Genomic DNA, 25,519 nt, shown 5'->3' on the forward strand with positions numbered 1-25,519 from the left:
TACATCCCATGGAAGGGCTAGGGCTGGATACAACTTAAAGAGTTGTCCAGGGAGGCACTGTGTGCCGTTGACGCAAACTAGTTGGAAATATGCCGTTTTAAACTTCTGACCCGAAATGTGCAATTAAGTCAGATAGTTACTTTAGGAAGCTTGTTTGTATTGGTGCTTGCTCCGTCGAGCATTTTCCGAAAAAGCTTATACTTACAAAGCATTACTGGAACTGTTTGGTAGCGGAGGAGGGACTTGAACCCCCGACACGCGGATTATGATTCCGCTGCTCTAACCAGCTGAGCTACTCCGCCATCCAAAGCGGCTGGACCTTGTCAGGTCCGCGCGATGTGGGGTGCTTATAGTGAGCGGGCAGGCGGGCGTCAAGCGTTGAATGGGCGGCCGCCCGCATTCTTTTTGAAGCGTCTCAAGCGGCTGAAACCGGCGCTTTCGCTTGTGGAAAATCAACTGCCTTTTCGCCGGTGCGTTCGGTTTTGTGGATCCAGCCGCCCCCTAAAACCCTCGCGGTTTCGTCGTCGCCGTCAAAGAAAACACAGGCCTGACCCGGCGCAACACCGGTTTCTCCATTTGCAAGGTCCACAAAGGCCTTGCCGTTCAGGATTCGGACCGTTGCCGGAGCCGGTGGGCGGGTGGAGCGAACCTTGGCAAAGACTTCGATTTCATCGCCTTCATCCAATGGCTGATCGCCGATCCAGTTTGTCTCGCGCAAGAGGATGGTCCGGGTCGCCAAAGCCTCTCTAGGACCGACAACCACGCGCCGGTCGTCTGCTTCGAGCCGGACCACATAGAGCGGCTCCCCGGTGGCCACGCCAATGCCGCGCCGCTGGCCGATAGTGAAATGTATGATCCCTTCGTGCTGGCCCAAGACACGTCCGTCCATGTGAACAATATCGCCAGGCTCAGCCGCGTTGGGACGAAGTTTGCGGATTACTGCAGCATAGTCGCCATCGGGCACGAAACAGATGTCCTGGCTGTCGGGCTTGTTGGCAACGGACAGTCCGAATTCGGCTGCAAGCTCACGCACTTTCTCCTTCGGCATGCCTCCGAGCGGAAAGCGCACGAAATCAAGCTGCTCCTGCGTTGTTGCAAACAGAAAGTAGCTCTGGTCGCGGTCAAGATCCGTCGGACGGAAGAGCGCCCGCTTGTTGCCCTTCTGGGACGAGCGCACATAGTGCCCGGTGGCAAGAGCGTCCGCTCCGAGGTCGCGCGCGGTCTTTAGCAGATCGGTGAACTTGACCGTCTGGTTGCAGGATACACACGGGATCGGCGTCTCACCGGCAATATAGCTATCGGCGAACCGGTCCATAACCTGTTCCTTGAAACGGCTTTCATAATCCAGCACGTAGTGCGGGATCCCGATCTTTTCCGCAGCCCTTCGTGCATCGTGAATGTCGACGCCGGCGCAGCAGGACTTTGCCTTTGCCACGGCAGCGCCGTGGTCATAAAGCTGCAGTGTGACGCCAATGACGTCATATCCCTCTGCCTTCATCAGTGCCGCAACGACTGAGCTGTCGACGCCACCTGACATGGCGACCACAACACGCGTGTCTTCTGGGCGGCCGGGAAGATCCAGACTGTTTCGCATCAATTCAACTTCCAGAAGTTCTGGCGGATCAACCTGGCTGGCACAGCATCATGCCACTAGGAGCGGTCCCGGTTTCCACTTCAGGTTCCGCCGGCCGCTCAGATCCTTTGTCATTTCAAATTCGGCGGCACTATACAGATAAGCCAGGTGTCTGCCAATTGCATCCCTTGCATGGCAGGCACGCTTTGCCGGATCGGCAAAGCTTGCCGCCTTCTTTTTCGTTCTTAGTGCAAGGGAAAACACTTTAAGTCATATTTTTCAATGTCTTGTCGGGCTGTTCGAAACTGGCCCGGTGCTTGCTTTCAATTCGGTGACGAAATGTGCCTGCCGTGGCGGGCGAACGAATTGGGGGCAAATGTGCTGCCATTTGGAATGACGAATGATGTTTCAGCCAGTGCTCTGGCTGCTGGTGCAAGCAGCCTGGGGGCTCCGGCACAAATGCCCGGCGCGGGGGGCAAGGTCTCGAATTTTGCGCGGGAACTTGGAGCGCTGGATGCCGGCGATGCCACGCCAGAGGGGCAGCCCGTCGGTCCCGTAGGCCGATTTTCCCTGCTTGAAGTGGATGTCGCAGGTGATGCGGCGGAGGGCATAAAGGTCCCCTCGCTGGTCGGCGCTGCAACAGCACCGCCTGCCGGAGATGGTTCGGGCCTTGTGAATGATGCACTGGACGCGCTTGACGAAGCTGATGGCAATGTATTGCCGGCCGAAGCAACTGAGATACAGCCGGGGCAGGAAGCATCCTCAGAGGACCTGCCGGCAAATGAAGATAGAGCTGCCGACCCGCTGTTGGCGCTGTCAACTCAGCCGTCCGCGGAGACAATTCTGAATGCGCTTTCGCCTGACAAGGTTGTGTCTGACGCAGCCCTGGCAGGTGGCTTGGCAAATCATGACGCGAGCCGCGCCGATCGGGTGGCGGTTGGCAATGCAGGTGTTTCCGGACCGGTGAGTGGTCTGCCGGCTGGGGCAGCACCAGTTTTCGGCGCGGGTTTGCCTGAAGCCGGTCGTCCGATGTCAAGCGCGGTTGGTCAGGCCGGGTCCGCAGCGCCGCTGCAGAGCGGTCAGGCTGCAGCTGATGCAGGGCAGGGTGTCCTTGTGCCCGTTTCGACAAACACGCGTCGTTGGCAATCCGAATTGCCGGAAGAGCTTCGAGCCTCCACTGTTGGCACGGCGCAAAAGCAAGCCCATCAGCAGCAAGGTCTTCCATCCACAGTGCCGCCGGTTTCCGCTGCCGCGGCGGGTGAAGGGGACCTGATGCCGGCTGGTGCCGCTGTAAAAGAAGGTGGGCTTGAAAAGGGGCCGGCCGGGGAATTGGCTCACACGGCAGGAGAGGCGACAAAGCAGCTCAGCACCACCAGTGCACCCGCTGCCTCCAATGATGACGGTGCAAAGCAGCTGAAAACTCTGCCCAGGGATGGAGCAGCGCAGAATTCGGTGCTGGCGACACAGCCGGTTGCCGGAAGTCAGGCCAAGGACATTGGAATTCCGTCCGGACCGGCTGACGTGTCTCCTCAGGCCGCGGCAACAGCCAAGGGTCTGAAGGGCAGTGATGCCCTGGTGCAGCCGGATGGCGAGGTGTCTCCTCAGGCTGGCAAGGATACCGCCAGGTCGATTGCCGATGCCGGACCTGATGTGAATGCAGATACTTTGAGAGAAAGGCTGGCTGCAGCAAACACGGGTGCTGAGGCAGGGCTCCGTCCGGAGGCTCGTCTGGCAAATGTCACGCTGCCAGCTGCCGCTGCTGCTCTGCCCGCAGGTTTAACGACAGAAAAGCCGGATCTTTCATTGGTCACTGCTGACCTGAGCTTGAGCAGCGAAATCGGGTCGGCGACCGTAAGGGGCGGCGATCTGACCGGTGCAATGCGTACCGAAAGCCTGCAGACGCCCAATCAGGCTCAATCGGCACAAGTCGCCTCCCAGGTGGCTGCGGAAATTGCCCGAAATCTGAAAAACGGCCAGACCCGTTTCCAGATGAGGTTCGATCCGCCTGAGCTCGGGCGGGTTGAAGTGAATATGAAGGTGGGGTCTGACGGAAGCGTGCAGGCACACCTGATCGTTGAGAGGCCGGAAACTCTCGATATGTTCATGCGCGATCAACGTGGCCTTGAACGCGCTTTGGAAGCAGCAGGTCTAAATCCGGATTCAGACAATCTGCAGTTTTCTCTGAAGCGTGATGGCGAGCAGCAATTTGCCTCCGGAAACGGTCAGGGTGAACAGTCCGCAGACCGGCAGGATGCAGACGGAGCGGAAGCCATAGAGATGGAACCTGAAGTCGAGGACATCGTGCGCATGACGCTTGCGCAGCAGCGCGGTGGTCTTGATCTGAAAATCTAAGGTGGGGCGGGAATGCGCTCCAGGAGCTGAGAATGACAGTAATTTCTTCTTCAACGTCGACGACCGCTGAAAGCGCCAGTACGTCGAGCCAAAATGGCTTGATGGCGAATTATGAGCTGTTTCTGAGCATTCTGACAACGCAGATCCAGAACCAGGACCCGCTCGATCCGATAGATTCAGCTGAGTACACGAGTCAGCTGGTTCAGTATTCCAATGTCGAACAGTCAATTCAGCAGAACAAGAACCTTGAGAGCATCATAGCATCGCTGGAATCCAACCAGAGTATGAGCTATGTCAGCTATATCGGGAACGAGATCACCGCAGATGCGTCCAGTACCTTGTTGTCCGGCAGTGCCGCCAGCTGGGGGTATGAACTGCAGGAAGACGCTTCAGGCAGCTTTGAGATCCGCAATTCAAGCGGTGATCTTGTGTATAGCGGCGAAGTTGAGCTCAAGGCTGGATCGGGCACATTCAACTGGGCCGGGCAGACCGATACGGGAGGCGACGCGGCTGATGGCGTTTATTCGATCTCGTTCGATTTGAGGGATGCCAACAGTCGTCCGGAAAAAGTCACGACCGCAGTCTCGGGCATTGTCGATAGCGTCGACTGGTCAAGCGGTTCGGCGGTTCTGAGTGTTGATGGGCGCAGCGTTCCTGTCTCGTCGGTGCTCTCGGTGTCCAGTCCAAGCTGATACCGGTTGAACCTTCTCTGCCCAACCTGAAATCGCACTGTAGTTCCGTCAGTCGCTCGACCGGACACGCGCCCATGTGTCCGGTAAAGGCTGCTTCCTTGCTTCAGAAAAATTATAAATGCCATCTCGGGGTCCTGATGCGATTTGCGTTGGTTAACCGGATTGCGTTGCAAATTGCACGAGATAGTAATTATGGTTAATAAAACCATATTCATTAGTTAAGCTATTGAATGATTATCTTTGTAGAATCCTAAATATCATTCACTAAATTTAGATTCTATAGTTAATAAAAACACAATTTTGCTTTAGGCGTTTGTTAAGCGTCGTCATGTAGTCTCATTCGAACCTTGGTCATGGTTAGTGTGAGAGTACAATGACCGAACATATTCGTTCGCGTGTAAAATATGTCATAGGGCCTGACGGTAGTCCGCTTACCATAGCAGACTTGCCTCCGACCTCGACAAAGCGGTGGGTCATCCGCCGCAAAGCCGAAGTAGTAGCTGCCGTTCGCGGGGGTCTGCTATCCCTTGAAGAAGCCTGCCAGAGATACACTTTGACGGTAGAGGAGTTCCTCTCCTGGCAAAGTTCCATTGAGAAGCACGGTCTTGCCGGGCTGCGGGCAACGCGGATCCAGCAATACCGAGCCTGATCCTCAAGGCGCATTATAATATCCGGGCACGCAAGTGGCGTGCTTGAAGAAGGTCGGCTGTGCCGGCCTTTTTTGTTGATGATTTGATATTGCCGTTTTGACGGAACTTATCCAAAAATTAATAAAGTAGGCAGTTTTTCCCCACTTCTGTCGCATTTTGCACATGCCATTTCCGCAGAAAGCCGCCAATTCGTCGCTTTGGCGACATAATCGTTAACTGCTTGTTAACCATCTGGGCGGCAAATTTTGCCCATCAGGAGTGTGGTGTGTCGAACCGACTCCAACAATAACAGTTTTAGACAATGCTTCAGATGCGGGCGGGCACTCGTGAACGGACTGATTGAATTCATAAAAGCGTTGGGACCAGCACGTATTGCTGCCATGGGTGCAGTGGCGGCGATCCTGATCGGCGTTTTCGCATTCATTATTTTCCGTGTTACCTCTCCCCAAATGACGACGCTCTACAATGAGCTGGCCCTTGAAGATTCAGCGGCTATCGTCACTCAACTTGAAAGTCAGGGCGTTCAATTCAAACTCAGCCGTCAGGGTGCGACCATTCTCGTGCCAAAGGAGCAAGTTGCGCGTTTGCGGATGCAGCTTGCCGCGGAAGGTCTGCCAACGGGTGGCTCGATCGGTTATGAGATTTTTGACCGTACCGATACTCTGGGTGCCACCAGTTTTGTCCAGAACATCAACCACTTGCGTGCGATGGAAGGCGAGTTGTCGCGAACCATCGGCTCGCTCGACCGTATTCGCGCAGCCCGTGTTCACCTGGTAATTCCGGAGCGGCAGCTGTTTCAGAAAGACCGTCGTCCGCCTTCGGCATCCATCGTATTGAGCGTGCGCGGCGCGCTCGGTCCCGGCGAGATCCGCGCTGTGCAGCATCTGGTCGCGACAGCCGTTGACGGGCTTGATCCGGATCGCGTCTCCATAGTCGATGAAGCTGGCCGGTTGCTGGCATCCGGCGTCGGCAATGACGAAGACGGCATGCTGACCGCTTCACTGCAAGAGCGTAACCAGGCGGTCGAAGGGCGTTTGCGCAATCAGGTGGAAGAGATCCTGAATTCGATCGTCGGTCCGGGGCGCGCACGTGTTCGGGTAAATGCCGAAGTCGACTACAACCGTTTAACCGAAACGACCGAAACCTTCGATCCGGAAGGGCAGGTCGTCCGGTCCACTCAAACCAAGGAAGAGGCGAGTTCGGCAATTTCCCGGAACGGGCAGGTTACGGTCGGAAACCAGCTGCCGCAGGGCGAAGGTGATGTCGGTCAGGCCGGCGACCGCGATACCACCAGTGTTACCGAAGAGGTCGTAAACTACGAAATTTCGCGCTCCACACGGACCGAGGTTATCGAAGCCGGTCAAATCAATCGTCTTTCCGTCGCAGTGCTTGTTGACGGCACTTACCAGCCTGACGGCAATGGAAACAATGTCTATACGCCGCGTTCGCAGGAGACGCTGGACCGGATTGCAGTGCTTGTGCGTTCCGCCATTGGCTTCGACGAAGAGCGCGGTGACCTTGTCGAAGTCGTCAACTTGCAATTCGCACTGCCGCCGCAGGAGGATCTGCTGGCCGAAAGTGACGGTCTTTTCGACTTCACACGCGATGACATCATTCGTTTCGCAGAACTTGGTGTTCTTTTCCTGATCGCGGTTCTTCTTCTTCTCTTCGTGGTTCGCCCTCTGCTGCGCCGCATCGTGACGCCTGAGGAAAAACAGCCTCAAGAGCTGATGATTGGTCCGGATGGCACGTTGGTGGTGGAGACCGATGTTCCGCAGGAGGATGACCCTGAAGACGAGTTTGTCATTGAGTGGCTTGAACAGGCCAAGCAGGAAGGCGCGATGCAGGCAAGTTCGATCGCCAAGGTGGGCGACATGATCAAGGATCACCCAACCGAGGCGGTCAACATCGTCCGCGGCTGGTTGGATGAGCAGGCGGCCTGAGCGTGAGCGATCAACTCCAACAACAGCTTCAGGTCAGCTTAGACGAGGACGACCGCGAACTTAAAGGCGCGGAACGTGCAGCTGTTCTGTTGCTGGCACTCGGCGAGTCCCACGGTACGCCGATCTGGTCGAAGCTGGATGAGATCGAAGTTCGTCAGGTTTCGGCTGCAATGGCCAATCTCGGGCCGGTCACACCGAACATGCTGGAAGATCTTTTCAAGGACTTTGTCCGCAGGGTCAGCTCAAAGGGAGCCTTGACGGGCAACGTCGATGCGACGGAGCGGTTGTTGGCGAACTTTCTGCCCGGCGACAAGGTCAGCGTCATCATGGAGGAGATCCGTGGTCCTGCCGGGCGCAACATGTGGGAGAAACTCTCCAATGTGCAAGAAAATGTTCTGGCCAACTATCTGAAGAACGAATACCCGCAAACTGTGGCGGTGGTTCTTTCCAAGATCAATTCAGATCATGCCGCACGGGTGCTTGGCATCCTACCCGAGGAACTGGCTCTTGAAGTGGTCAGCCGCATGCTGCGCATGGACGCCGTGCAAAAGGAAGTTCTTGAGAAGGTCGAACAGACCCTCAGGGTAGAGTTCATGTCAAACCTGACCAACACCTCCAGGCGCGACAGCCACGAGATGATGGCCGACATCTTTAATAATTTCGACAGACAAACGGAAGCCAGGTTCCTTGCGGCGCTTGAAGAAGACAACCGTGAAGCCGCCGACCGCATCAAGACGTTGATGTTCACTTTCGACGATCTCCTGAAACTCGACGCGGCAAGCTGTCAGACACTGCTGCGCCACGTAGAAAAAGATCAGCTGGCGATCGCCTTGAAGGGATCGACCGATACGGCGCGCGACTTCTTCTTCAGCAATATGTCTTCACGCGCGGCCAAGTTGCTTCAGGACGATATGGATGCGCTCGGACCAGTAAGGCTGCGTGATGTCGACGAAGCTCAGACGAGCATGGTGAACAAGGCAAAGGACCTGGCGGCGAAGGGTGAGATCATGATCTCCAAGTCCAAGGGTGACGACGAGATTATCTACTGATGCAGCAGCCGGTACGAACTTACGACAGAATGGGAAGCATGACGAACCCGTCGAAATTTCTCTTTGACATGGACTTCGCCGCCCAGGAGGAGGAGCCGGAGATCGTTGCTCCGCCTGAGCCGGAAATCCCGAAGATTCCTGTTACTCAACATGAGGAAATTCTGGAGAAGGCCAGGGCACAGGCATTCGAGGAAGGCCGGATAAAAGCGCTTCAGGATTTGCAGACCAAACAGGAAACCCTGCTGACCGAAGAAGTGAATCGCCTTGTCGTTGCCGTCCGCGAAGTCGTGTACTCACTGGACGAACAACAGGCCGCACGTGAAAAAGACGCTGTCGGCCTCGCATTTCTTGTGGCTAGACGACTGTGTGCCCATCTGATCGCACGTCAGCCGCTGGCCGAAGCTGTGGCATTGGTGTCAGAATGCCTGGGTCCGCTTCGCAAGGCGCCTCATCTTGTGATCCGCATTGCGGAAAAGGATGTTGAGGCGCTGAAGTCGAAAGTGGATCCGATTGTCCATGAAAAGGGTTTTGAAGGCCGCCTTGTCATTTTGGGGGAACCCGAAATCGGCCGGGGTGATTGCCATATCGAATGGGCGGATGGGGGTATTCGGCGCGACCGGAAAGCTCTTGAAGCTGAGATCGACACTTCGATCCGGTCTTATTTGAGGGCCCGCGGCACCCCGAAGAAGGCACAAGTGTCCGACACGTCGGCGGGGAAAGGGACTGACGTATGAGTGACGAGCAGATAGGCGAAGAGCAGGAACACAGCATTCCGCTCGACGAGTTGGAAGCACCGCAACGCAGTCTTGAACAAGATGAAGTGCATGCTCCCCAATCCGCGGCCGATCTCGAGGCCGTTTTCGACGTGCCCGTTCGAATTTCTGCGGTGCTCGGGCACTCGCGCATGCACGTCTCCGATCTCTTGAAGCTGGCATCCGGAACCGTTCTGGAACTGGACCGCAAGGTTGGCGAGGCGATTGATATCTATGTGAATGACCGGCTTGTGGCACGCGGCGAGGTTGTCCTTGTGGAGGACAAGCTCGGTGTGACCATGACCGAAATCATCAAGACGGATCGATAGGAAAAAAGCAGATGCGTCTCTTAATTGTCGGAACACTTGGCGGACAGCTGACGACAGCATCGAAAATTGCGATGCAGGGCGGTGCGCAAGTCACCCACGCTGACGATGTGGAGGGCGCCTTGAAAGTCCTCAGGTCCGGGCGGGGCGCCGATCTCATGATGGTCGAGGTCCACCTCGACATTGCCGGTCTGATTACAAAGCTGCAGAACGAACGGGTTCATATTCCGGTTGTCGCCTGCGGCGTCGAAACGGATGCACAGGCTGCGGTTTCGGCCATTCGCGCCGGCGCCAAAGAATACATTCCGCTGCCACCGGATCCGGAAATGATCGCAGCGGTCCTGGCAGCCGTCGCGCAGGAGCGCGGTGACCTCATTTACCGTGACGAAGCGATGGCCAATGTTGTGAAGCTGGCCGAGCAGGTAGCGCCTTCGGAGGCATCTGTGCTGATTACCGGCGAAAGCGGAACCGGCAAGGAAGTCATTGCACGACACGTTCACAAGTGCTCCAACCGCACGTCAAAACCGTTCATTTCGATCAACTGCGCGGCGATCCCGGAACATCTTCTGGAATCGGAGCTGTTCGGGCACGAAAAGGGAGCCTTCACGGGAGCCGTAGCCCGCAGGATCGGCAAATTCGAGGAAGCCGATGGCGGTACCCTGCTTCTTGATGAGATTTCGGAAATGGACGTGCGCCTGCAGGCCAAACTGTTGCGGGCCATACAGGAGCGGGTCATTGACCGGGTTGGCGGCACGCGTCCTGTTCCGGTCAATATTCGAATTTTGGCGACATCCAACCGGGATCTTGCCGAAAGCGTCCGCCAGGGCCAGTTCCGCGAGGACCTTTTGTTCCGGTTGAATGTGGTGAACCTGAAGCTGCCTGCGCTGCGTGAACGCCCAGCAGACATCATGGAACTGGCGCTGTTCTTCATCAAGCACTATTCGGAAGCCAACGGTGTTCCGCAACGCAATGTCTCGGGTGAAGCGCGACAGGCCCTGATGGCCAATCCCTGGCCGGGCAATGTGCGCGAACTTGAAAACACAATGCACCGGGCTGTCCTGCTGGCATCCGGCCCGGATATAGGCGTTGAGGCGATCCGCATGCCGGATGGTACTCCGCTCGCCATATCCAGAAACCCTGCGGAACGTGCCGCGCAAACAGCAGAAGCGGTTACCAGATCGTTCGTCGGTCGCACTGTAGCAGACGTTGAACGGGATCTCATTCTGGACACGTTGGATCATTGTCTAGGCAACAGAACCCATGCTGCGAAAATCCTGGGTATTTCCATCCGTACGCTTCGCAACAAGCTGAACCAGTATACCGACGAGGGCGTCAGCGTACCAAGCCCCGGCGAAGCGCGAGCCTGAGAATTCGAACAGGCATTTGTTGATTGAACATCGGTGTTTCAAAGCTTTGGATCAGAAGCACTTTTAAGGAACCGGAATAAGAATGTCGGACACGGCAGCAGGCGGACAAGGCGGACCGGGCGGGCCCGCACCGGAGCAGAAGGCGGCAACACCCCAGACGGGTGGCCACTTCGCGGGCTTTCCGAGCATGCACGAGATGATCGACACCCTTCGCAAGGGTGATGTCGGGCTTGCCACCGGCATTCTGGTTATTCTGACACTTCTGATCCTGCCGATGCCACCGGTCATGCTGGACATGTTTCTGGCGGTGTCGATCATCTTCTCAGTCCTGATCCTCATGACCGGGCTGTTCATTCAAAAGCCTCTGGAATTCTCATCCTTCCCGACTGTGCTTCTAATCGCGACGATGTTGCGACTTGGTCTCAATATCGCCTCGACACGGTTGATCCTGGCCAACGGTCATGAAGGAACGTCAGCGGCCGGCAATGTCATTCAGTCCTTTGGCAACCTTGTCATGGGCGGTAATTTCGTCATCGGTATCATCGTCTTTGCGATCCTGGTGATTGTGAATTTCGTCGTTATTACAAAAGGCTCGGGACGTATTGCAGAAGTGGCTGCGCGGTTCACCCTGGATGCAATGCCCGGCAAGCAGATGGCCATCGACGCTGACCTTTCGGCCGGTCTCATCGATGAAGGCGAAGCCAAATCCAGGCGTAAGGCGCTTGAGGATGAAAGCTCTTTCTTTGGAGCCATGGATGGTGCATCGAAGTTTGTGCGCGGTGATGCGATCGCCGGCCTGCTCATTACGTTTATCAACATACTTGGCGGCATTTTCATCGGTGTCGCGCAGATGGAACTGTCGTTCTCCGAAGCCGCCAACAACTACACACTTCTGACCATCGGTGACGGTCTTGTGTCGCAAATCCCGGCGCTGATCGTGTCGACTGCTGCCGGTCTTCTGGTGTCGAAAGCAGGTGTGCACGGTGCGGCAGACAAGGCGCTGACCAGCCAGTTCACGGGTTATCCCAAAGCACTCGGTATGTCGGCCGCTGTCATGGTGATCCTGGCGCTTCTTCCGGGTATGCCCATCGTGCCGTTTTTCGGTCTCGCAGCGGTCGCCGGGTATCTGGCGTTCCGGATTAGCGCGAACAAGAAACAGGCGGCCGTCAAGGTTGCCGAGAAGAAAGCGATTGATGCGGCTCCCAAACCACCGCCGGAGCCACCGATTACCGATGCGCTCAAGATGGACGAACTCCGTATCGAGCTGGGTTATGCACTGCTGCCGTTGATCAACGGAAAAGCGCAGAACGATGGCGATGTTCTTACCGAACAGATCAAGGCCCTGCGCCGCCAGGTGGCCGGCGACATGGGCGTGATCATGCCGCCTGTGAGAATTCTCGACAATATTCAGCTTGGCGCGAACGACTACGTCATCAAAGTCAAGGAAGTTGAGGCCGGGCGCGGCGTTCTCTATCCCAACCATTTCATGGTCATGGATCCGGCTGGCGGCCAGGTCAAGCTGCCGGGAACACACACGACCGAGCCGACTTTCGGATTGCCGGCAACCTGGGTTGAGGCGCAATACCGTGAAGATGCCTCGTTGCGCGGCTATACAGTGGTCGATCCCGCGACAGTTTTGTCCACCCACCTTACCGAAACGATCAAGGCCAATATCAGCGAGTTGCTCACTTATGGTGATGTTCAAAAACTGCTGAAGGAACTGCAAGGTGAACAGGCCAAGCTCGTTGAGGATCTTGTGCCCTCGCAGATTACTGTGTCCGGCCTGCAGCGCGTGCTGCAAGCGCTGCTCAATGAGCGAATTTCGGTGCGCGATCTCGGCACGATCCTGGAGGGCGTGTCGGAAGCCACCGGCATGACGCGCAACACGGACACAATCGCAGAGCACGTTCGCATGCGGCTGGGTAGACAGATTTGTGCAGCCAATCTTGCACCTGGCGGATATTTGCCGCTTGTCGCCTTGTCGCCGCAATGGGAGCAAGCGTTTCTGGAATCGATTGTCGGTGAAGGCGATGATCGTCAACTCGCCATGCAGCCCAGCAAGTTGCAGGAGTTTGTCGGAAAAGTGCGGGATGCTTTTGAAGAAGCTGCTCAGCAGGGCGAGGTGCCCGTGCTTTTGACATCGCCGCAAACCCGGCCTTTCGTCCGCTCCATCGTCGAGCGTTTCCGGGCACATACGACGATCATGAGCCAATCGGAAGTGCATCCGCGCATCAAGTTGAAGACCATCGGTTCGATCTGATCGGGCTCTCGGAGCGAAAGCCCGATCACGCAATTGCCTCGTATTGATTGACCCTGTCAGAGACAGGGAAGGAGATCCTGTTCGAAATAGGGTTTCTGATTTCTCCAGAACATGTAATCGACTTTCAGGAAGTCCTTGGCGAAGGCATGGAGGATAGGCACTATGTTTTTTCGCTCATGGAGGACCTTCAGCGTATTGGTTTCACCAATGTAGTTTCCATCCTGGACCGCTATTCCAAGAGGGGTTGAATAGGATCGTTCGTGCATCATCGCCAAGGCATGGTTCAACTGACCCTTCCGGGTGTAGATCAGGTCCGGGGCACCAAGGCCGACTTTCGTTTCTTCGCCGAATTCGTACAGTCCGCTCAAGTATCCCTGATCTTCCCATGGACGCCACTCGCCGGGCATGAAGTTGGCGTAGAGCATCACGGTTGAAGTTCGAAAGGCCGATTTCAAAGCGCGCATATTGGTCTTCAAGCTGCTTGCGTAGCCAGACGCGGAAAACGAAGCATCTGTCTCAGAACTGATGCCGATCGCGGTCTCCTGAAGATTTAACCCTTCGATCTCGCCGTCGAACTCTTCACCGAGTGCCTTTAGAAGTGCTGCAAATCGATCCTGCACGGCCTTGTTCCAGCGTTTTGCGACCCAGCCTTCCAGTTCGCCCTCATCCGTATATTGGGGAGAAACACCGCCGTCGAACCGGGAGGACAGGAGATAGTTTGGGACAGGCTTGAAATGCGGTGAAAACGAAGCGTCCTGCAATTGCACGAAGAGCTTTTTCCCATGGGCAGCCAAATAGACGAGGTCGTCTTCTATGGCGGAGAAATCATACCGCCCTTGTGAAGGCTCCAGCTGTCTCCAGGAATACATGATTTGCGCTCCGGAAAGCCGATCGTTCTTCAAGAGGGGGTGGTCTCTGATCGAACCGCGATCGCGCGCGAAATAGACGAAGTGCGTGATGTCATCGGTTTCAAGCGGACAAGAAGCGCTTGAATATTCCTTATAGGAATTCAGATACTTCTCACTGGGATTGGCCGATGTCTGACTGATCGTGGCACCAATGAAAAGACTTGCGATTGCAATCGCAGCTGCAGAAAACTGAGCATTCATGAAGTTCGCCTTGCGTGGATTGTCGCTCTTTGAGCGTGACTTGGACGCTTTGGACAATACTCGCGATGTCTGACGTCTACGGCATTGCTGTTGCGCATGTCAGGTGCAGATTTGGTGCAGGTAGGAGGTCGGATTTAGGTTCGATTTTCAGGCAGACCGTCAATGGGAAATGCTATCCGGAAGAGCGCGCCACCCGGAGACGGCACTGCCTCAATTTGAGTGTCATATCGCTCAAGAATGGCATTCACGACTGAAAGGCCAAGACCGGTCCCGCCGTTATCGCGCCGGGTCGTGTAAAAGGGCTCCGTCAACCGCTTCATATCCTTGTCTTGAAAACCTTCGCCATTGTCCTGAATCTCAAGCACATTGTCCCGCCAGACAATCCTAAACTGATCCGCCCCGTGGCCGACTGCATTTTGTGCCAGATGTGCAAAAACCGTCTGCCCGTGTATGAGGGACAGCGGCAGAATGGCATCAACCGGTGTTGTGATGATCCGCAAACCGGGTGAATCCGGCAGCATGTCGGCCAACTTTGCAGGCGTTCCGCGCATTTGTTGACGCAGTCTCGTGATGTCCCGAAGCTGATTTAAGAGCTTTTCCATTCGTTGCCCCTGGACCTTCAGGGTTTGAAGCAGTTGCCTGCGTGAGGCGTCGGGAAGAGAGCTTTCTTCGAGTAGCTCGGAAGCAGAAATTATTGCTGTCACCGGAGCTTTCAACTCATGTGTGACATGTGTTGTGTAGGTGCTTATTTCCGTTGATCGTTCCGAAAGGGTCTTTGCCATTGAAACAACGGCGTCACCAAGCTGAGCCAATTCACGTGTACCGTAGCGGTGCAAGTGATCTAGATTTTCCAGGTCCCCTCTTGCCAGCGCGCGTGCCCGGTTTCGCAGATCCATGATTGGTCTGGAGACCTGGCGAACCAGCAAAGCCCCAAGAACGGCGGCGCCGATAGCGGTCACAGCAGCAACGACGATAATTGAGAGCCACTCTTCAGAAAGATAAGCGCCCAACTCATCGGGTGTCCGGGACAGGTAGACAACACCGATCACGCGGTTTTCGCTGATCACCGGATAGGCAACAAACACCCTGAATCCGGTGCCTCGATTGAGACGAATGAAGGATGAAGACGTTTCGGCTCCGCTGCGCCATCTCAAAACCGCGCCTATTCCGCCATTGAGAGCTTCATTGACCTCGGTGAGTTCTGCGAAACTTCCCGGCGTGTCAGCATGCAAGTCCAAGCCTTTGTGATCGAGAAACAGGACATTTGAAAGCGTTGTGCGGCGCGCTCGGTTCGATAGAAGCTCAAGGTCTGTAGTAATCGCCAGGTGTCTCGGTCCGGGAGTGAGCACAACTGGCTTTGCACCAGGTCGAACCGGAAGAACCGTATCCCGTCGCAGGTCCAGTAACGGTTGAAATGTTCTTGCACGCGCGTTCCAGAAAACACGTTTTTGGGGGGCAAATAATAGCCGGGCATCTTCTCGCCGCCAGTCTCGCGTGTCGCTTCCTCGAAAGCGGCAGCGTAGGCGCTGGAGTAAATTGCCCCTTGTTGGATAAGGGATTGTTCGGTTTCGTGAATGAACCGGTTCACCCCCAATTTCAGGATCAGAATTGCAGTCACGGGCACTGCAAACATCACGCAACAGACCACGAGCACCACAAGCGACATGGGCGGTTGCCATCTCTGAGCCGACCAGGTCACTGTGTGCCTTGTTCAAGTCTGCAAATCCCCAGACGCAAACCGGCACCGCGGACGGTTCGAATGAGATCAGGACAACCAAGCGCAGCCGCCTTAGCTCTTACATTGCGTACGTGGCTGTCAATTGTCCGTCCTGACAGAACGCTGTTGCGACCATATATTCCTTCAATCAACGTGTTTCGGTCGAGCATCTTTTCCGGTTGTCGCATGAGCATTGCCAGCAAGGCGAATTCCGTTGCCGTCAGCGGAATTTCCATGGATCCAAGCCGGCACAAATGTGCCCGAGTGTCGAGCCGAATGTCTCCATGTTTCAGGAAATCCTCATCCGTTCCTTTGCCACGGCTGAGGATGGCTTTGATACGCAAGACAAGTTCGCGTGGAGAAAAGGGTTTTGAAACATAGTCGTCAGCCCCCAGTTCAAAACCAACCACGCGATCGACTTCTTCATCGCGGGCTGTCAAAAACAGGATAGGCACGCGCGACAGACTTCGAATGTGCCGGCAGCACTCAAAGCCGTTCATGACCGGCATACCGACATCCAGGATAACAAGATCGGGCATTCGTTGCTGCATCATGTCGAGCGCGAGCTGCCCGCTTGCGGCCTCAGTGGTGTTCATCCCGGCATTTTCCGCAGCTATCCGAACAATGCCGCGTATATGCGCATCGTCATCCACGATCAGAATGTTTGGCATCATGGCGAAACTCGTTAGGTCCCATTCTGAAATGGGGGCGATGGCGCAGCTTAGTGAAACACAATCTTGACTAGAATCAGGCCCGCTGGATAGCGATCGAATTCTCAGGATTGCAGCAATTGATTGTGGGTCAAGGCAGCGTTCGTGAAATGTGCCGTAGTTCCATGGTGTGACACCCGAATAATCCATATGGACTGGTGTCACAGGCGATGGTGCAAATGCTTATCGGCAATAGGAAGAAGCGTCAGATTTTTTCGTCAGACAATCACGTTGATGCGGGACATGACCGCGGTTGGGCTTGCATAGGCAGTGCCCTGACCTTGGTTTTGCATCAGGAAAACAGTGTTTGCCTGGCTCGCCTGAACACCGATATTGGTGAAATTGGTGGCGAGGTTGCGAAGTTCCTGCATTTTTTGAGTAGATGCCTGACGTCGTTTGGTCCAGGCCTTGTTGTAGTCTGACCAAGTCGATTTCCGTTGTGAACGGAACTTGTTGTGATAGTCGCGTTGGACGTAGTTTCCGACTTTGGGCATATTCGCATCTTTCCTGGATACCCTGCCAAGGTCTCAAGTCTTGGTTAACAGCCGGTTAATCCATCGCAATACGCGAATTGACCCCTTGGTGGGGACGCTCCCAACTGCTATTGGCGGATTGAAGACACGAGTTTCTGGAGGGATGATGACTGTCAAAGTGGCCGATATGGACGGCTATACGTATGTGCCGGATGGAAAGATCGCTTTTATCGTCACCTATCTGGAAATGCTTCGTGCACCGGAAACTCCTATTGCCGCGCCTCGAGATGATATCAGACTGCAGCGATGGACTGCGCCGGATCTTGACGACTATCGCGCTCTGTTCCGGCAGGTTGGCGAGGATTGGATCTGGTTTGGACGTCTGATCTATGACGATGACACTTTAAGCGAGATGCTCAGCGAGCCGACGCGGGAAAACTACCTGCCGCTTCGAAATGGAAAGCCAATCGGCACTCTGGAACTCGATTTCGCCAACCCAGAAGAGCCGGAAGTCGCCTATTTCGGGCTGGTACCTGAGGCAATTGGCGGCGGAGCAGGGCGCTGGCTTATGGCGCAAGCGGTCGAAATGGCCTGGGCACGGCCGCAAACCAAACGTCTTTGGCTCCACACCTGCACCGGAGACAGTCCGCAGGCCCTGAAGTTTTATATGTCCTGCGGCTACCGGCCCTACAAGCGCGCTGTTGAGATTGCCGATGATCCGAGGCTGCTGGGTCTTCACGGTAAAGAAAGAGCACCGCATATTCCGGTTATCGGCTAGCTGTTCCAGCCGTCTCGGCGCTCTTCGAATTTGAAGCGGATCACGCGCTGACCTTGACACGTTCCGGGAAGGCATTGGCGATCGACTGGCGGTTGGCATCGAGCACACCCCGTTCCGTGATCAACCCGGTGACAAGTCGTGCCGGTGTGACATCGAAAGCAGGATTGCCGACTGCAGAACCATCGGCGACGATGTTGATTGTCTCGATCGAACCACGATCGGTGCGGCCAGTCATCTGGCTGACTTCGTTGCCGGCGCGCTCTTCTATCGGAATTTCCCGTACGCCATCAGAAAGCGAAAAATCGATGGTGGGTGAGGGAAGCGCGACAAAGAAAGGCACATTGTTGTCTCTGGCCGCGAGCGCCTTGAGATAGGTGCCGATCTTGTTACACACATCACCGGTTGCTGTCGTGCGATCCGTACCAGTGATGACAATGTCGACCTCGCCATGCTGCATCAGATGGCCACCCGCATTGTCGACAATCACGGTGTGCGGCACGCCATGGTGGCCGAGTTCCCAGGCGGTCAGAAACGCCCCCTGGTTTCTGGGCCGGGTCTCGTCGACCCACACATGGACCGGTATGCCGCTATCATGAGACATATAGACAGGGGCTGTTGCCGTTCCCCAGTCGACAGTTGCCAGCCAGCCCGCATTGCAATGCGTTAGAATGTTGACCGGCTCGCCTTCACGTTTGGTTCGGGCAATGGCGGCAATCAATTCCATGCCATGCATGCCGATTGCCATGTTGATGGCAATGTCCTCGTCGCAGATATCGTTCGCCAGCGTAAAGGCTGCCTCCGTGCGCACTTCTGGAGCCACCTGAATGAGAGATTTGCGAGCCCGATCGAGCGCCCAGTGGAGATTGACTGCAGTCGGGCGCGTTTCCAGCAGGGCAGAACAAGCCGCGTGCAGGGCATCATCTGATGGGTCCGCGCGCATGGCCAAAGCAACGCCATAGGCAGCTGTTGCGCCGATCAGGGGAGCACCACGCACCTGCATCACACGGATTGCATGTGCAGCGTCCTCCATCGTGTGCAGTTTCACGATTTCAAATGCGTATGGAAACTTTGTCTGGTCGATGATTTCGACCGAAGCACCGTCTGCCGCAAGCCAGATGGTCCGATACTTCTTGCCGTCCACATTCATCGCAACGTCTCCTTGAACCTGGTGCGGATTGTTGTTGCATAACCCATGAACATGCCACGCGCCAGCACGCGCTTGCTGGCATCAGGGTTAAAAATCCCTTAAGCTTTGTTAACCATGTTCAGATCAATGCCGGTGGATAGCTGGTGGTAACGGCGTCAATGCTGTTTCGCTCCGAAATGAGTCGGTTAAGACTTGATTCACCAATCGGCAGAAGCACGGAGTCAGGCGCCTCATGTCTGAAATGCAGGATAACGTAGTTCCACATACGCGCATGCGCTCGTTGCGCGATGCTATCCGGAAAGTTCAGCTCGGTGAAGTCGAGCGGTCCGATGTGGTGGTTGAGCTGCAGGAAACAGAGCGGGCCCGGCTCGATATGCTGGCCGATGAACTCAAGGACGTCTTCAAGGAAATCCCGGCAGACGACGACCAGTTTTCGCTTCAGATCATTTCAGGCTCGACACCGCGTCTTTGGATAGATGCAACAAGTCATGTCGTGGTTGGCGGCGATCGCCGGACCTATAGGTTTTTGAAGGATACCCGTCTCGGCAGGGTGGTCATTCTGGAAACGGCCAATATCGATGACATGGCGGATTGTCTGACAGAGTATATCGCCGAGCGCGTGCTTGAACGGGAAAAGGCACTGGAAGGCGACTGGCTCAACAATCGTCTACGCCAGGTGGCGCTCGATTCCAAAGTGGTGCGCGTCAAGGAGAGCCGCACACCCTGGTTGTCCGTCATTGGGGCATTTGGAATTGGACTTGCGGCAGGCGTGATCGGGCTGGTCGCCTTCGCCTGGTTTGCAAATCCTCTTTAACGCCTGAAAAACGTCGTCTATCGGGCGTTCGGGATATTTATGTCCCTTTGTTCGAGCAGGCTTACCGGCTCGTGGGGAATATCGAAACCATGTTCCTCCATCCGGCAAGACCAGCCTTCATTTCGTTTTTCGATCGTGAACAAATTGTAGCGTGCCGGCCGGCTCCTGCCTCCCGGAGCGCTGGTCGCCGAGGGTACACCCACGACAGGAACGGGCCCGTGAGGGCCTTCGATCTCTTCGAAACTGTCTATGTGGGTGTGACCGTGCAGTATGAGTTCGGCTCCCGCTCTCTTGACGACTGCGCGCACGCGTGACGCATCTGAAAGTCTTTTGTGCCAGCGCGTGGCATGTTTGAAGGGCGGATGGTGCAACATGACGACCCGAAACAAGCCCTCGTTGCCGAGTTCTTCAAGAACGGCTCTCAATCGCTTGCTCTGTGCGCTGCCCACTCTGCCCGTTGCAAACCAGGGTGCACTGGCACGTCCTGTAGTGACGCCGATGAGCGCTATTTCACCGCGTTTGCGAACATAGGGAAAGGTTGCCCCGGACTTCGCCGACGGATCAGGCTCTTCGGTTGCCTGATCGCCGCACATATAGGGCCACCAGGCCGTTCGGGCCTTGCGAAATGCTCCGGGAACATAGGCGTCGTGATTGCCGGGAACGACAGATACCTTCGACGGTTCGCCGATCTCTTCCAGCCAGGCCCGTGCACCGGTTATCTCCAGCGGCAGCGCGATATTGACCAGGTCCCCGGTGACCGCAATGTGGTCAGGTTCCTGCGCTTTCATGTCCGTAACAAGCTGTTCCAGATAATTGGCGCCCATGATTTTTGATCGGTTCCGGTGCCAGTTCAGATACCCAAGAATGCGCTTGGAAAAGAGCTGGAGCAGCTTGGGATCCGGAAGCGGTCCAAGATGCGGATCCGAAATGTGGGCGAGCGTGAATTGCGACATGGGCGCGCATCTTCAAAGCAAAAGGCGCCGCGTCAAGCAAATAACGCAGCGCCTTTTCAAAAAGAAGTTTTTCTACGCCGGATCAGTTGCTCGTGAACGTGGTCAGAGCGGCAACAACGCGCGGATTGCTGAGATCTACAGCGGGTTTCCACTGATAGTTGGAGTGACGACGGCGGCGTTTGCCGAATAGAGCGTTCAACATCGGAGTTTCCTTCAGGGGTGAGGCGGCCGGAATTGCGCTGCCTTCGAAATCATCATCTTGCCTGATATATAGGCATTCGCAGTTGCGATGAGGAGCGTTATTCTGACTGGGCTGCCTTGCACGCAATGCATGGGTTAACAGGGGGTAACTGCATGGTTCGCGAAGCTGAACGCCGGGTTCAGTCCGGCTGGACGGGTCGGCATTGAATGCTGAAGGTCCTTTCCTACCTGCCTTCAGGCTGGACCAAGCGCATGATCCAGGCGCTCGGGCTTGTCCGAAATCCCTACACGCTTGGTGTGCGAGTTCTGGTTCTCGATGCGAAGGAGCGGATCCTGTTGGTCCGGCACAGTTATCTGGAAGGATGGTATTTGCCGGGAGGGGGCGTCGACCGGGGCGAAACAATGGTCGAGGCGGCATGCCGGGAAGTTCTTGAAGAGGCGGGTATCTCGACTTCAGGTGAACCTGTGTTGATGAATGTCTACCTGAACGAGGAAGCAACGGGCAGGGATCATGTCGGGCTGTTTCTTGTTTCGGAATGGACTGAAGCCGAAAACTTCCTGAGCCCCAACGCTGAAATCGTTGAAGCGGCCTTTTTGCGCCTCGAAATCTTCCGGCTGATGTCACCTCGGCAACCGTTCGTCGTATTGAAGAATGGCTGGCCGGCGAAGGAACCGCCGGCAGCCGCTGGTGAAATCATCTAGCGTCTTTCGGGCAGTATCATGCCGCGGCCTTCAACCTGTCGCGATTGTGCGGGGCCAGAAAATCAAGGTCCGGGCCGACGGGTACAATCCTCGTCGGATTAACACTTTCATGCGAGCCATAATAATGTTGCTTGATCGTCGGCATATCGACGGTTTCGGCAACTCCAGGCACCTGGTAAAGTTCCAGCAGATAGTTGGACAGGTTCGGATAGTCGGCAATGCGTCTGATGTTGCATTTGAAATGGCCAACATAGACAGCGTCGAAGCGCACCAGAGTGGTGAAAAGGCGCCAATCGGCTTCCGTTAGTTGTTCACCGGCAAGATACCGACGTGTCGAAAGTCGGTCTTCCAGGAAATCCAACGTATCGAACAACACCGTCACGGCCTCTTCATAGGCTTCCTGTGTCGTGGCAAAGCCGGACTTATACACTCCGTTGTTTAGCGTGTGGTAGATCCGCTCGTTGACTTCGTCGATCTCGGCGCGAAGCGCAGCGGGGTAAAAATCAAGTTTCGACCCGGTCAAATCATCGAACGCGGAGTTGAACATTCGAATGATTTCAGAAGACTCGTTGCTGACGATCGTATTTTGATGTTTGTCCCAAAGAATTGGCACCGTTGCACGGCCTGTATATGAAGGATCGGCTTTGGCATAGATGTTCCAAGCATATTTCGCCCCAGCCACCGGCTCGGTTTCGGCAAATTCCCAACCGTTTTCCAGCATCAGGGGCTGAACGGCGGAAAGCGATATGAGCTCGTCAAGGCCTTTCAGTTTGCGGAACACCATGGCGCGATGTGCCCATGGGCAGGCATAGGAAACAAAAAGATGATAGCGGCCTGCTTCAGCTTTGAAACCGCCTGTGCCTGTAGGACCAGCGGCACCGTCCGGTGTGATCCAGTTTCGAAATGAAGCATCCTTGCGCACGAATCGGCCACCGGTCGATTTCGTGTCGTACCACTGATCCGTCCAGACGCCGTCTACCAGCAAACCCATGTTCAACTCCTTTGTTTTCGCTGATGGATTAAGTCGTGCGTCCGACCGCAAAATCAATCGACTGAATGCTGTGTTCGGCAAGCGTGAACAATCTTCCGCATGGATGAATGGCAAAAAGCACTGGACCGGGAATGGCTTGCATGCTAACCGCTTTCCTCCATGAATTTGCAGCCGTCTCCGCAAAGGTCGACGGTCGCATGGCGAGACTGGGATCAATGACCACAGGTCTGACACTTCGACGACGAACCATCCGACGAGAATTCTCTCGTCCGCTTCGTCGCGTCTGACCAGATCCCGGATTTTCCAAGACAGATTGATAGACCGGTTTCTGGCAGCTGCGCTTTCTTGCAAGTTTGCCTGCCGGGAACCAATTCATGAAACAGACACCGTGGGTCATTCGGCCCGAAGACATCACAGATAACGATGCTATCGAAGCACTGCAGGCCGAAGCCTTCGGCCCGGGCCGGTTTGCGCGGACCGCGTTCCGCATCCGCGAAGGCGTGTCGCATCGGCCGGACCTCAGCTTCGTGGGGGTTGCCGGGTCGCAAGTGGCTGGGTCCATCAGGCTGTCCCCCATCCTTATCGGGGATGCTGACGCGCTTCTGCTTGGGCCGTTGACTGTCTCGCCAGATTTCAAGAACAGGGGGCTGGGCAAGTCTCTCATGCGCACGGCAATGGACGCTGCAGCCGCGGCCGGTGACAGGGTGGTTCTTCTCGTCGGTGACGCTCCCTACTACAGTCCATTCGGTTTTCAGCAGGTCCCGTTCGGCCGCGTGACGCTGCCTGGGCCCGTTGATCCCGCACGGCTGCTGGTAGCGTTACTGAACGATGGCGACATGCCCCACGGCGGTGCGCGCGGTCAAGAACCCTAGCGGCCCTCGCGATACCAGGTCAGTGAAATGGCCCCCAGAAGCACCGCCAGGCCCAGTAGCCCGATCAAGAGCGGGTAGCGGTCCACGCCGTTTAGAACACTGGCTTCTGTGGTCTTCAGGCCAATCCAGCCATTTCCGGCATAGCTGGCAGACTGCTGCATAGAGACCACACGCGGAACATCCAGATCGCCGCCAATATCCCGCAATCGTTGCGTTGCACCGCCGGTGGCTTCACTGATCGGATCAAGCAAATCGGCGGTCGAAAGTACATCGGTGTATTCGCGCGGGTTCTGCGGTCCGACGTGGATGAGGGTGCTCATATCACCTTCAGTCACGGTGAAGAGGCCAGTCTCCGTTACCGGTAGACTGCCGGTCCAAAGGCCGGGTTGTTGCTCGGTCAATGTGATGTCGGTCTGTTCGCCCGTCGGCGCAACGATCGTGGCATTGCTGACGCTCTCACCCAAAGTCTGACGCTCGACAATCAGTTCCGATCCACGCATGGAAACGCTGAGCGCTTCTTCCTCAAGGTCCGGTTCCTGCATCAGCCAATGGGCCAAGCGGCGCAACAGCGGCACATGCGGTCCGCCGCCTTCAAAACCGCGCGCCCACAGCCACACGTGATCAGAGAGCAGCATGGCGACACGGCCTTCACCCTCCCGGTTCAACACCAACAGCGGGGTGTCGCTTGGGCCCGACATCAGGGTCTGACCCTTGTCGAGTTCGGTATCGACCGCACGGAACCAGCGGCTCCAAGCCGGCGGATCCTGCTCCGAGCCTGGCAAACCACGCGTAACGGGGTGACGTTCGCCCAGCTCGGCCAGCGTGGCGTGATAGGGCTGTTCCAAAACGGTTCCTGTCGGACGGGCGGGCAGGATTGGTGCAAGCGGTGTCCGGTAGAGGCTTCCGCCTTCCGCATAGTCGGGTCCACCTGCCAGAAGCACTGCGCCACCATCTTGAACGTAGCGGGCAATGTTGTCGAAATAGAGCATCGGCAGTACGCCGCGCCGGACATAACGGTCGAAGATGATCAGATCGAACTCGTCGATCTTCACTGAGAACAGCTCGCGGGTGGGAAAGGCAATCAGCGACAACTGGTTGATGGGCGTGCCATCCTGTTTTTCAGGTGGCCGCAGGATGGTGAAGTGGACCAGATCGACAGAAGCGTCCGACTTCAACAGGTTCCGCCATGTGCGTTCTCCCGCATGCGGCGACCCGGACACCAGCAAGACGCGCAGATTTTCCCGAATGCCGTCAATCGTCACCACAGCTCTGTTGTTCAAGGTGGTCAACTCGTCAGCGAGAGGTTCGGCTTCGAATTCGAAGATGTTGTCGCCTCCATGGGCGATCCCGACAGGGATGTCGATCTTTTCGCCGGTGCGTGCTGTTCTTTCGGTGATGACATCGCCGTCGCGTTTGACGGTGAGGCGAACTGCATCACCCGGCCCGGTGCCTTGCCCCTGATCGACGACCGTCAGACTGACCGTCTGTTCCGATCCCACAAGACCAAAACGGGGTGCCTTGTCCAGAACGATACGGCGGTCGCGTTCGTCGGCGGTTCCGGTAATCAGACCGTGCACAGGTGCGTCAAAACCGAGCGAGGCGACGCTTTCCGGCAGATCGTGGATTTGCCCGTCGCTAATGATGATTGCGCCGCCGACCCTTTCAGGGGGAACGTCGGCCAAGCCGTTGGAGAGGGTCTGAAACAGTTCCGTGCCGTTGCCGGAGCCTGAGTTCCGGGCTTCCAGAACGCGCAAGTCGAAGCCGTTCAAGGCTTCAATCCGGTTTTGAATTTCTGCCGCCGTCTCGTCGGTTGTTGTCTCGCGTCCGGCCAGACGCTGGCTCTGGCTTTTGTCAACAACGAGCGCAACAACGCTGGAAAGCGGTTCGCGGTCTTCTCGCTCGATCGCCGGGTTGCCAAGCGCCAATAACAGCAAGGCCATTGCGATCCCCCGAAGGACCCAGCCTCGCAGGCTCAAGAAGCCGGAAAGGCTTGTGAGCAGAAGTGTAATGACGGCACCGGCAATCAGGGCCCACAGAGGCAAAAGCGGATCGAAGGAGAGTGACCAGACCATCAGTGCTCGCGAGACC

The 25,519-nt window shown here is 56.1% G+C and carries 22 protein-coding genes and 1 tRNA gene; 13 read left to right on the forward strand and 10 right to left on the reverse strand.

Features of this window, described 5'->3' with window-relative positions; translation table 11 throughout:
* Nucleotides 1-225: 225 nt before the first annotated feature.
* Together ACZ1HV_RS22720 and mnmA are read right to left on the reverse strand one after the other, a co-directional pair.
* Nucleotides 226-302 (reverse strand) — tRNA-Met (locus tag ACZ1HV_RS22720).
* A gap of 113 nt (nucleotides 303-415) precedes the next feature.
* Nucleotides 416-1,597 (reverse strand): tRNA 2-thiouridine(34) synthase MnmA, encoded by a 1,182-nt coding sequence (gene mnmA, locus ACZ1HV_RS22725; RefSeq protein WP_472716407.1) that lies wholly within the window; start codon nucleotides 1,595-1,597, stop codon nucleotides 416-418.
* Nucleotides 1,598-1,951: 354 nt separating this feature from the next.
* On the opposite strand from mnmA, the gene ACZ1HV_RS22730 reads away from it, so the two are divergent.
* The 9 genes from ACZ1HV_RS22730 (at nucleotide 1,952) to flhA (ending at nucleotide 12,964) form a co-directional block, all read left to right on the forward strand.
* Nucleotides 1,952-3,925 carry a flagellar hook-length control protein FliK gene (locus ACZ1HV_RS22730; protein WP_472716408.1) on the forward strand — a complete coding sequence of 658 codons (1,974 nt, stop codon included), beginning with the start codon at nucleotides 1,952-1,954 and terminating at the stop codon, nucleotides 3,923-3,925.
* A 32-nt stretch (nucleotides 3,926-3,957) separates the two neighbouring features.
* Entirely contained in the window at nucleotides 3,958-4,617 is a 660-nt protein-coding gene (locus ACZ1HV_RS22735; RefSeq protein ID WP_298962794.1) for a flagellar hook assembly protein FlgD, read from the forward strand.
* Between the two features lie 373 nt (nucleotides 4,618-4,990).
* On the forward strand, nucleotides 4,991-5,266 hold the full coding sequence (gene sciP / locus ACZ1HV_RS22740; RefSeq protein ID WP_152500489.1) for a CtrA inhibitor SciP: 276 nt from the start codon (nucleotides 4,991-4,993) through the stop codon (nucleotides 5,264-5,266).
* A gap of 327 nt (nucleotides 5,267-5,593) precedes the next feature.
* Nucleotides 5,594-7,210: a flagellar basal-body MS-ring/collar protein FliF gene (gene fliF / locus ACZ1HV_RS22745; protein ID WP_298962791.1), complete on the forward strand. Its 1,617-nt coding sequence runs from the start codon at nucleotides 5,594-5,596 to the stop codon at nucleotides 7,208-7,210.
* A gap of 2 nt (nucleotides 7,211-7,212) precedes the next feature.
* Nucleotides 7,213-8,259 (forward strand): flagellar motor switch protein FliG, encoded by a 1,047-nt coding sequence (fliG, locus tag ACZ1HV_RS22750; protein WP_472716409.1) that lies wholly within the window; start codon nucleotides 7,213-7,215, stop codon nucleotides 8,257-8,259.
* A gap of 38 nt (nucleotides 8,260-8,297) precedes the next feature.
* Nucleotides 8,298-8,993: a FliH/SctL family protein gene (locus ACZ1HV_RS22755; RefSeq protein ID WP_472716410.1), complete on the forward strand. Its 696-nt coding sequence runs from the start codon at nucleotides 8,298-8,300 to the stop codon at nucleotides 8,991-8,993.
* Nucleotides 8,990-9,340 (forward strand): flagellar motor switch protein FliN, encoded by a 351-nt coding sequence (gene fliN / locus ACZ1HV_RS22760; protein WP_298812640.1) that lies wholly within the window; start codon nucleotides 8,990-8,992, stop codon nucleotides 9,338-9,340. The genes ACZ1HV_RS22755 and fliN overlap by 4 nt, the downstream gene beginning before the upstream one ends.
* Nucleotides 9,341-9,351: 11 nt before the next feature.
* Nucleotides 9,352-10,704 carry a sigma-54-dependent transcriptional regulator FlbD gene (gene flbD / locus ACZ1HV_RS22765; RefSeq protein WP_298962783.1) on the forward strand — a complete coding sequence of 451 codons (1,353 nt, stop codon included), beginning with the start codon at nucleotides 9,352-9,354 and terminating at the stop codon, nucleotides 10,702-10,704.
* An 82-nt stretch (nucleotides 10,705-10,786) separates the two neighbouring features.
* Entirely contained in the window at nucleotides 10,787-12,964 is a 2,178-nt protein-coding gene (flhA, locus tag ACZ1HV_RS22770; protein WP_472716411.1) for a flagellar biosynthesis protein FlhA, read from the forward strand.
* Nucleotides 12,965-13,020: 56 nt separating this feature from the next.
* On the opposite strand, the gene ACZ1HV_RS22775 is transcribed toward flhA, so the two are convergent.
* From ACZ1HV_RS22775 to ACZ1HV_RS22790, 4 genes are all read right to left on the reverse strand, one after another.
* The gene (locus ACZ1HV_RS22775; protein WP_472716412.1) at nucleotides 13,021-14,073 is read right to left on the reverse strand and encodes a hypothetical protein; all 1,053 of its coding nucleotides are present in this window, start codon (nucleotides 14,071-14,073) and stop codon (nucleotides 13,021-13,023) included.
* 134 nt (nucleotides 14,074-14,207) lie between these two features.
* Complete coding sequence (locus ACZ1HV_RS22780) at nucleotides 14,208-15,422, reverse strand: HAMP domain-containing sensor histidine kinase (protein WP_472716413.1); 1,215 nt, start codon at nucleotides 15,420-15,422, stop codon at nucleotides 14,208-14,210.
* A gap of 346 nt (nucleotides 15,423-15,768) precedes the next feature.
* Nucleotides 15,769-16,464 carry a response regulator transcription factor gene (locus tag ACZ1HV_RS22785; protein WP_298812630.1) on the reverse strand — a complete coding sequence of 232 codons (696 nt, stop codon included), beginning with the start codon at nucleotides 16,462-16,464 and terminating at the stop codon, nucleotides 15,769-15,771.
* 254 nt (nucleotides 16,465-16,718) lie between these two features.
* Nucleotides 16,719-16,994 carry a flagellar biosynthesis protein gene (locus tag ACZ1HV_RS22790; protein WP_298812628.1) on the reverse strand — a complete coding sequence of 92 codons (276 nt, stop codon included), beginning with the start codon at nucleotides 16,992-16,994 and terminating at the stop codon, nucleotides 16,719-16,721.
* Between the two features lie 145 nt (nucleotides 16,995-17,139).
* On the opposite strand from ACZ1HV_RS22790, the gene ACZ1HV_RS22795 reads away from it, so the two are divergent.
* Nucleotides 17,140-17,751 carry a GNAT family N-acetyltransferase gene (locus ACZ1HV_RS22795; protein WP_298812626.1) on the forward strand — a complete coding sequence of 204 codons (612 nt, stop codon included), beginning with the start codon at nucleotides 17,140-17,142 and terminating at the stop codon, nucleotides 17,749-17,751.
* 40 nt (nucleotides 17,752-17,791) lie between these two features.
* On the opposite strand, the gene mtnA is transcribed toward ACZ1HV_RS22795, so the two are convergent.
* Nucleotides 17,792-18,898 (reverse strand): S-methyl-5-thioribose-1-phosphate isomerase, encoded by a 1,107-nt coding sequence (mtnA, locus tag ACZ1HV_RS22800; RefSeq protein ID WP_298812624.1) that lies wholly within the window; start codon nucleotides 18,896-18,898, stop codon nucleotides 17,792-17,794.
* A gap of 232 nt (nucleotides 18,899-19,130) precedes the next feature.
* Here mtnA and ACZ1HV_RS22805 point away from each other — a divergent pair, with 232 nt between their 5' ends.
* Nucleotides 19,131-19,712, forward strand: a complete 582-nt coding sequence (locus ACZ1HV_RS22805; RefSeq protein ID WP_298812622.1) for a hypothetical protein — start codon at nucleotides 19,131-19,133, stop codon at nucleotides 19,710-19,712.
* 17 nt (nucleotides 19,713-19,729) lie between these two features.
* Here the strand turns inward: ACZ1HV_RS22805 and ACZ1HV_RS22810 are convergent, their stop codons facing one another.
* Nucleotides 19,730-20,665: a metallophosphoesterase family protein gene (locus ACZ1HV_RS22810; RefSeq protein ID WP_472716414.1), complete on the reverse strand. Its 936-nt coding sequence runs from the start codon at nucleotides 20,663-20,665 to the stop codon at nucleotides 19,730-19,732.
* Between the two features lie 408 nt (nucleotides 20,666-21,073).
* On the opposite strand from ACZ1HV_RS22810, the gene ACZ1HV_RS22815 reads away from it, so the two are divergent.
* Entirely contained in the window at nucleotides 21,074-21,568 is a 495-nt protein-coding gene (locus ACZ1HV_RS22815; protein WP_472716415.1) for an NUDIX domain-containing protein, read from the forward strand.
* 16 nt (nucleotides 21,569-21,584) lie between these two features.
* Here ACZ1HV_RS22815 and ACZ1HV_RS22820 read toward each other — a convergent pair whose 3' ends face one another.
* Nucleotides 21,585-22,559, reverse strand: coding sequence for a glutathione S-transferase family protein (locus ACZ1HV_RS22820; protein WP_472716416.1), 975 nt, complete (start codon nucleotides 22,557-22,559; stop codon nucleotides 21,585-21,587).
* Between the two features lie 374 nt (nucleotides 22,560-22,933).
* Here ACZ1HV_RS22820 and ACZ1HV_RS22825 point away from each other — a divergent pair, with 374 nt between their 5' ends.
* A complete protein-coding gene (locus ACZ1HV_RS22825) occupies nucleotides 22,934-23,431 on the forward strand; it encodes a GNAT family N-acetyltransferase (protein ID WP_298812614.1) in 498 nt (165 codons plus the stop codon).
* Here the strand turns inward: ACZ1HV_RS22825 and ACZ1HV_RS22830 are convergent.
* Complete coding sequence (locus ACZ1HV_RS22830) at nucleotides 23,428-25,503, reverse strand: hypothetical protein (RefSeq protein WP_472716417.1); 2,076 nt, start codon at nucleotides 25,501-25,503, stop codon at nucleotides 23,428-23,430. The two genes, ACZ1HV_RS22825 and ACZ1HV_RS22830, sit on opposite strands and share 4 nt — an antisense overlap.
* Nucleotides 25,504-25,519: the final 16 nt, after the last annotated feature.

It is taken from the genome of Roseibium sp. JB4-4 (assembly GCF_055693425.1).

Bases quoted from the DNA above. Each gene is read 5' to 3' on its own strand.
- ACZ1HV_RS22735 (WP_298962794.1), top strand. From the start codon at position 3,958: ATGACAGTAATTTCTTCTTCAACGTCGACGACCGCTGAAAGCGCCAGT.
- sciP (WP_152500489.1), top strand. From the start codon at position 4,991: ATGACCGAACATATTCGTTCGCGTGTAAAATATGTCATAGGGCCTGAC.
- ACZ1HV_RS22755 (WP_472716410.1), top strand. From the start codon at position 8,298: ATGACGAACCCGTCGAAATTTCTCTTTGACATGGACTTCGCCGCCCAG.
- fliN (WP_298812640.1), top strand. From the start codon at position 8,990: ATGAGTGACGAGCAGATAGGCGAAGAGCAGGAACACAGCATTCCGCTC.
- flbD (WP_298962783.1), top strand. From the start codon at position 9,352: ATGCGTCTCTTAATTGTCGGAACACTTGGCGGACAGCTGACGACAGCA.
- flhA (WP_472716411.1), top strand. From the start codon at position 10,787: ATGTCGGACACGGCAGCAGGCGGACAAGGCGGACCGGGCGGGCCCGCA.
- ACZ1HV_RS22775 (WP_472716412.1), bottom strand. From the start codon at position 14,073: ATGAATGCTCAGTTTTCTGCAGCTGCGATTGCAATCGCAAGTCTTTTC.
- ACZ1HV_RS22785 (WP_298812630.1), bottom strand. From the start codon at position 16,464: ATGATGCCAAACATTCTGATCGTGGATGACGATGCGCATATACGCGGC.
- ACZ1HV_RS22790 (WP_298812628.1), bottom strand. From the start codon at position 16,994: ATGCCCAAAGTCGGAAACTACGTCCAACGCGACTATCACAACAAGTTC.
- ACZ1HV_RS22795 (WP_298812626.1), top strand. From the start codon at position 17,140: ATGACTGTCAAAGTGGCCGATATGGACGGCTATACGTATGTGCCGGAT.
- mtnA (WP_298812624.1), bottom strand. From the start codon at position 18,898: ATGAATGTGGACGGCAAGAAGTATCGGACCATCTGGCTTGCGGCAGAC.
- ACZ1HV_RS22805 (WP_298812622.1), top strand. From the start codon at position 19,131: ATGTCTGAAATGCAGGATAACGTAGTTCCACATACGCGCATGCGCTCG.
- ACZ1HV_RS22810 (WP_472716414.1), bottom strand. From the start codon at position 20,665: ATGTCGCAATTCACGCTCGCCCACATTTCGGATCCGCATCTTGGACCG.
- ACZ1HV_RS22815 (WP_472716415.1), top strand. From the start codon at position 21,074: ATGCTGAAGGTCCTTTCCTACCTGCCTTCAGGCTGGACCAAGCGCATG.
- ACZ1HV_RS22820 (WP_472716416.1), bottom strand. From the start codon at position 22,559: ATGGGTTTGCTGGTAGACGGCGTCTGGACGGATCAGTGGTACGACACG.
- ACZ1HV_RS22825 (WP_298812614.1), top strand. From the start codon at position 22,934: ATGAAACAGACACCGTGGGTCATTCGGCCCGAAGACATCACAGATAAC.
- ACZ1HV_RS22830 (WP_472716417.1), bottom strand. From the start codon at position 25,503: ATGGTCTGGTCACTCTCCTTCGATCCGCTTTTGCCTCTGTGGGCCCTG.